The sequence below is a fragment of the Streptomyces sp. KLMMK genome (assembly GCF_036961605.1).
Classification (GTDB): domain Bacteria; phylum Actinomycetota; class Actinomycetes; order Streptomycetales; family Streptomycetaceae; genus Streptomyces; species Streptomyces telluris.
On record NZ_JBAMDC010000592.1, the window covers coordinates 1 to 2,932 of the forward strand.

The window sequence follows — 2,932 nt, forward strand, 5'->3', positions numbered from 1 at the left end:
ACTCGGTCTCGGTGCCGGGCGCGGCGGGCAGCAGCGTGCCCCCGGCCTTCTCCAGACCGCGGCTGGCGTGCGTAGCGAGCGCGAAGACGCGCTGCCCGTGCTTGCGCCAGGCCTTGCGCAGCCGCAGGAAGACGCCGGGCGCCTCCTCCTCCGCCTCGAAGCCCACCAGCAGGACCGCCGGGGCCTTCTCCAGAGCGGCGTACGTCAGCCCGCTCCCGTCGAGATCCCGGCCGCGGCCCGCGACGCGGGCGGCCAGGAAGTCCGCCTCCTCACCGCTGTGCACCCGGGTCCGGAAGTCGACGTCGTGCGTGTCGAGCGCCACCCGCGCGAACTTGGCGTACGCGTACGCGTCCTCGACCGTCAGCCGGCCGCCCGTCAGGACGCCCGTTCTGCCGCGCGCGGCCGCCAGCCCGCGCCCCGCGGCGTCCAGGGCCTCCGGCCAGCTCGCCGGTTCGAGCACGCCCTCGGCGCTGCGCACGAGCGGGTGGGCGAAGCGCTCCGGCCGCTGCGCGTAGCGGAACGCGAAGCGGCCCTTGTCGCACACCCACTCCTCGTTGACCTCGGGGTCGTCGGCGGCGAGGCGGCGCATCACCTTGCCGCGCCGGTGGTCCGTGCGCAGCGCGCAGCCGCCCGCGCAGTGCTCGCACACCGACGGCGACGACACCAGGTCGAAGGGGCGCGAACGGAAGCGGTACGCGGCGGAGGTCAGCGCGCCCACCGGACAGATCTGGATGGTGTTGCCGGAGAAGTACGACTCGAAGGGCGCGCCCTCACCCGTGCCGACCTGCTGCAGCGCCCCGCGCTCCAGCAGCTCGATCATCGGGTCGCCCGCGATCTGCTGGGAGAAGCGGGTGCAGCGCGCGCACAGCACGCACCGCTCGCGGTCCAGCAGCACCTGCGAGGAGATCGGCACCGGCTTCTCGAAGGTGCGTTTGCGGCCCTCGAAGCGGGTGTCGGACTGCCCCGCCGTCATCGCCTGGTTCTGCAGGGGGCACTCGCCGCCCTTGTCGCAGACGGGGCAGTCCAGCGGGTGGTTGATCAGCAGCAGCTCCATCACGCCGCGCTGCGCCTTCTCGGCCACGGGCGAGGTCAGCTGGGTCCTGACGACCATGCCGTCCGTGCACGTGATGGTGCAGGAGGCCATCGGCTTGCGCTGGCCCTCGACCTCCACGATGCACTGCCGGCAGGCGCCGGCGGGGTCGAGCAGCGGGTGGTCGCAGAAGCGGGGGATCTCGATGCCCAGCAGCTCCGCGGCACGGATGACCAGCGTCCCCTTGGGGACGGAGATCGCCGCGCCGTCGATCGTGAGGGAGACGAGGTCCTCCGGCGGCGGCTCCGCGCCCCCTCCTCCGGAGGGGGCAGACGTCGTGACCGTCACGCGTTCACCTCCAGGTGGGAGTTCTGCGGGCCGTCGGCCCACAGGGTCGACTTCGACGGGTCGAAGGGGCAGCCCCGGCCCGTGATGTGCTGCTCGTACTCCGCGCGGAAGTGCTGCAGCGAGGAGAGGATGGGCGCCGCGGCGCCGTCGCCGAGGGCGCAGAAGGACTTGCCGTTGATGTTGTCGGAGATGTCGGCGAGCTTGTCGAGGTCGGACTTGCGGCCCTTGCCGGCCTCGATGTCGCGCAGCAACTGGACCAGCCAGTACGTGCCCTCGCGGCAGGGGGTGCACTTGCCGCACGACTCGTGCGCGTAGAACTCCGTCCAGCGGGTGACCGCGCGCACCACGCACGTCGTCTCGTCGAAGCACTGCAGCGACTTGGTGCCCAGCAGGGAGCCGGCGGCGCCCACGCTGTCGAAGTCCAGCGGCACGTCGAGGTGTTCGGCGGTGAACATGGGGCTGGAGGAGCCGCCCGGTGTCCAGAACTTCAGCCGGTGGCCCGGCCGCATGCCGCCGCTCATGTCGAGCAGCTGGCGCAGCGTGATGCCCATGGGGCCCTCGTACTGGCCGGGGTTCGCGACGTGGCCCGAGAGCGAATAGAGCGTGAATCCGGGGCACTTATCGGTGCCCATCGAACGGAACCACTCCTTGCCCTTGTGGAGGATCGCGGGAACCGACGCGATGGACTCGACGTTGTTCACCACGGTGGGGCAGGCGTAGAGGCCCGCGACGGCGGGGAAGGGCGGCCGCAGCCGGGGCTGGCCGCGGCGCCCCTCCAGGGAGTCGAGGAGGGCGGTCTCCTCGCCGCAGATGTACGCGCCTGCGCCCGCGTGCACGGTCAGCTCCAGGTCCATCCCGGAGCCGAGGACGTTCTTGCCGAGGTAGCCCGCGGCGTAGGCCTCGCGCACGGCCTCGTGCAGCCGGCGCAGCACCGGCACGACCTCTCCGCGCAGATAGATGAAGGCCCGCTCGGAGCGGATCGCGTGGCAGGCGATCACGATGCCCTCGATGAGGGTGTGCGGGGCGGCGAAGAGCAGCGGGATGTCCTTGCAGGCCCCGGGCTCGGACTCGTCCGCGTTGACCACGAGGTAGTGCGGCTTGCCGTCGCCCTGCGGGATGAACTGCCACTTCATCCCGGTCGGGAAGCCCGCGCCGCCGCGGCCGCGCAGGCCCGAGTCCTTGACGTAGCCGATGACGTCGTCGGGGGCCATCGCGAGGGCCTTGCGTGCGCCCTGGTAGCCGTCGTGGCGCAGGTAGGTCTCCAGGGTCCAGGAGCGCGGCTCGTCCCAGAAGGCGCTCAGTACGGGAGCGAGCAGCTTTTCCGGGCTCGTCTCCCCCATCGCTGGTGCCATGGTCATCCCTCCCCCTCCTCGGTGACGGGTCCGGCGGGGTGGTCGGGGTCCGAGGCGGACGTCTTCTGTTCAGGCTGCTGCGTCCCGGAGGGACTCGATGAGGGGTGGTGGTCGGGCGACGGGCGGGCGTGAGAGCTGAGGTGCTCGCCGGGCTGCTGCCGGCGCCCGGTGGAGGGCGGGGCGCCGCGGGGCGGGCCCACCC

General features: G+C 72.3%; 2 protein-coding genes and 1 pseudogene. All 3 read right to left on the bottom strand.

Going from position 1 to position 2,932, the window contains the following annotated elements; translation table 11 throughout:
- Positions 1 to 1,378: NADH-quinone oxidoreductase subunit G (locus V7793_RS35995; RefSeq protein ID WP_336013886.1), on the bottom strand; the 1,378-nt coding region annotated here is incomplete at its 3' end.
- The gene (gene nuoF, locus V7793_RS36000) at positions 1,375 to 2,736 is read right to left on the bottom strand and encodes an NADH-quinone oxidoreductase subunit NuoF (protein ID WP_168094326.1); all 1,362 of its coding nucleotides are present in this window, start codon (positions 2,734 to 2,736) and stop codon (positions 1,375 to 1,377) included. The genes nuoF and V7793_RS35995, both read right to left, overlap by 4 nt.
- A pseudogene (locus tag V7793_RS36005) lies at positions 2,733 to 2,932 on the bottom strand (NADH-quinone oxidoreductase subunit NuoE); the annotation flags it as partial. The gene nuoF and the pseudogene V7793_RS36005, both read right to left, overlap by 4 nt.

Excerpts from the sequence above, each read along its gene's own strand:
- nuoF (WP_168094326.1), bottom strand. The coding sequence starts at position 2,736 with ATGACCATGGCACCAGCGATGGGGGAGACGAGCCCGGAAAAGCTGCTC.